This is a genomic window from Bacillus sp. SIMBA_154, assembly GCF_046536015.1.
GTDB classification, from domain to species: domain Bacteria; phylum Bacillota; class Bacilli; order Bacillales; family Bacillaceae; genus Bacillus; species Bacillus pumilus_P.
The window spans coordinates 1-246 of sequence record NZ_JAWJBV010000527.1; the positions used below are offsets into that span (position 1 = coordinate 1).

The following is a 246-nucleotide window of genomic DNA, read 5'->3' on the forward strand; positions in this document are numbered from 1 at the left end:
GATTTACCACCCGGGATGGTCGCGTACAGACCGTCGGTGTCGATGTACAGAACTTTGAAACCGAATTTTTCTTCCAGTTCTTTCCAAACGAATTCGATGTATTCACGACCCCACGCGGTAACAGATTCCGCGCATTCTTTGCAGTACCAACGCGCTTTCGCGTAACCGTAGTAACCGTAGTAAGAGTCCGCCAGGATTTTGATCGCACGCTGCAGGTAGTCCAGCATGATTTTTTCGATCGGGTCC

1 protein-coding gene is annotated in these 246 nt (G+C 50.0%); it reads right to left on the bottom strand.

What is annotated here, in order from left to right; all coding sequences use genetic code 11:
- Positions 1-246: DNA polymerase domain-containing protein (locus R0K30_RS23025; RefSeq protein WP_410613296.1), on the bottom strand; the 246-nt coding region annotated here is incomplete at both ends.